Annotated in this window: 2 protein-coding genes; one reads left to right on the forward strand and one right to left on the reverse strand. The window is 41.8% G+C overall.

Annotated elements, in window-relative coordinates; all coding sequences use genetic code 11:
* On the forward strand, window positions 1–432 hold a 432-nt coding region (locus F6K37_RS37440; RefSeq protein WP_287256079.1), incomplete at its 5' end, for a tetratricopeptide repeat protein.
* 89 nt (window positions 433–521) lie between these two features.
* Here the strand turns inward: F6K37_RS37440 and F6K37_RS37445 are convergent.
* Entirely contained in the window at window positions 522–2327 is a 1806-nt protein-coding gene (locus tag F6K37_RS37445) for an FkbM family methyltransferase (protein ID WP_287256081.1), read from the reverse strand.
* Between the last annotated feature and the right edge of the window lie 409 nt (window positions 2328–2736).

Consider the following 2736-nt stretch of genomic DNA (forward strand, 5'->3'; position numbering starts at 1 on the left):
AATCTGGAAAAAGCTATTGCCCGATACCAACTAGCCTCGTCAGTTTACACTCAATCAGACTTCCCCATTGAGTGGGCACAGACTCAAACTAACCTGGGCAATGCCTACAGTGACAGAATCCGTGGGGACAGGGCAGAGAATCTTGAACTTGCCATTGAAGCATTCCAACGAGCTTTGTCAGTTTACACCCAAGAAGACTTCCCCATGGAGTGGGTACAGACTCAAACTAACCTGGGCAATGCCTACAGTGACAGAATCCGTGGGGACAGGGCTAAAAATCTAGAACTTGCTATTGAAGCATTCCAACAAGCTTCGTCCGTTCGCACCACACAAGACTTTCCCATGGCTTGGGCAATGACTCAAAGCAACCCTCAAAACAACCTTGGTCTGCCCATAATGACAGAATCCGTGGTGATAGGCAAGAGAATCTGAAAAAAGCGATTGTTGCATACCAACTAGCGTTAATGCTTACTATCGCTTTATTACCCACTCCCGACTCCCTACTCCCGATTCCCTAATCCCTATTTCTTTTTAAGAGAAACTAATGATGGGACAAAAGCAGAGAGTCGTAGATGAATTATCTTGGCTTGATTAAACAAGCCATCTTTGATTAAGTGAGGCAGAGCCTGAGGTCTGACATTGTAAATATTGTTGTCTATGACCTTTACTTTGCCTCCTTCTTGCTCGAAGAAACCCGATTGTAATAACTGGTTGAAATAGTACTGGTCACCAAAATGTCCTGCTCTCATATCTGAGTCATCTTGTTCTGACATCAGAGTAATCCAGCCATCAATCATTTTAGTAATGAATTGGCATTTTTTTAAGGCGAATACTCCTGTATTAATGTGTTTATGTGATTTATAGCCAATAAATTTATAGGGTTGTTTACTATAGTCAACATTAGGTTCTTTTGCTATACATAAATAACAGTCATCAAGAAACACAAAAATATCGGAAATATCCCCAATTACCAAGGTATCTGTATCCATAAATAAGGTTTTTTCGTAAGGACTCATTTTCAAGATATCTGCTTTGAGTTTATGAGGATTTTTGTTTCTTTTTAAAGGATAGACTGTACAGCCATCTAACTCCCCAATGGCGCAATCGGTAAATAGGGATATCGGGATGGTAGGATTGGATTTCTTGAAAAATTTATAAGCATTAAGAAATTCTCGTTTAAATTTTTCCCCAATCGCTAAATAAATTACACCACAGTCGTGGCTTGAGGACATCAAGTCATTCTTTTGACTAGGGTTTTCCTGGAAACCTTTACTATGGTTTTTACTATGGTGTTTATACAGACCTTCTAATAAAGCCTCGCCAAAATTATCCTCTGACCACTGGAAGTTAGGGTTAAGGGACATCCCTAAGCGATACTCGGCTACTGCTTCAGCTGCCATGGCTTTTCGGGCTAGGGCTTTGGCTAAGGTGATATGATACTGATGGTGATCAGGGTTGAGGTCAATGGCTTTACGGTAAAATGCGATCGCAGCTTCGAGATGACCTTGTTTCTCCAAGACTTCCCCCAAGTTGTGATGAGACGAAGATATCTTGGGGTTAAGCCCAATCCCACGACGGTAAGCGATAATAGCTTGGTCAAGCTGACTATTTTCTGTGTAAGCTTCCCCTAATTTATGCTGAAAGCCGCAGAAGTATTGTGCCTTTTCTGGTATTGCCAGTAAATCAATTCTCTCAGTGTTGAGGCTGGTCTTTGGTTGTATTGGTTGTAACTCGTAATCATGTCGCCTCAGAAAATCGTAAATCTGATGTCGATTCCCGAGGGTTCGTTTAAATACTTGCTCATTAATCTCAATCACCATCCGAGGTTGATGTTGATATATCGTCTCTTCAGCTCCTTTGAGGGCTTTTAACTCCCAACCTTCTACATCAAACTTGATCAAGTCTAGCTGGGTAAACTCAAAGGAATCTAATCGAACAGCTCGAATGGTTTGTGAGTTATCGGAATAGGAGCAAAAACTCTCTCCTGTGTTTGGTCTAATCACCAAATTCAGGGTTTCTTCTTGGTCTGAAAGGGCATAGTTATAGGATTCTGCCCCTGGTACATTTAATTTGAGACATTCATAAGCTTCTGGCAGGGGTTCAAATGCTAACACTCGACCAGTTATCCCAACTTTATTCAGGTAAGCAATGGTGTGATCGCCAATGTTGGCACCAACATCTATGGCAACACCACCCCTTGGTATATGAGGTAAAATCCCCCTCAACAGTGATTGATCGTGATCTAAGCGTCCTACTTTTGGTATTAATTGAGTCCTATAGGTGTCATTTTCAATTAATGCAATACCATTCCAAAATTTGATTGCCATAGTTAAGTTTTAAAGGGAACAGGGAATAGGGAGCAGGGAGTAGGGAGTCGGGAGTAGGGAGTAGGGAGTAGGGAGTAGGGAGTCGGGAGTCGGGAGTCGGGAGTAGGGAGTAGGGAGTCGGGAGTCGGGAGTCGGGAAAAAATCCTGGGCTTTTCTAGAGTCGTTATGATAAATTAATACCTAAAGTATAGGCAAAAGGCAAAAGGCAAGAGTCATAAATTAGTCTAGTTTATTTAGTTTAGTTTATTAAAACTAGATGCCATTATTCTAGTTTATTATTTAAGACTTTATCAAAAAAAATTTTGCCTATTGCCTATTGCCTATTGCCTTCCCCTCCTGGGAGGGGTTAGGGGTGGGTTCCTCTTGCCTATTGCCTATTGCCTTCCCCTCCTGGGAGGGGTTAGGGGTG

This window comes from Moorena sp. SIO4E2, from assembly GCF_010671945.1.
GTDB classification, from domain to species: Bacteria; Cyanobacteriota; Cyanobacteriia; order Cyanobacteriales; family Coleofasciculaceae; genus Moorena; species Moorena producens.

Coding starts and splice junctions, on each gene's coding strand:
- F6K37_RS37445 (WP_287256081.1), bottom strand. CDS start 2,327: ATGGCAATCAAATTTTGGAATGGTATTGCATTAATTGAAAATGACACC.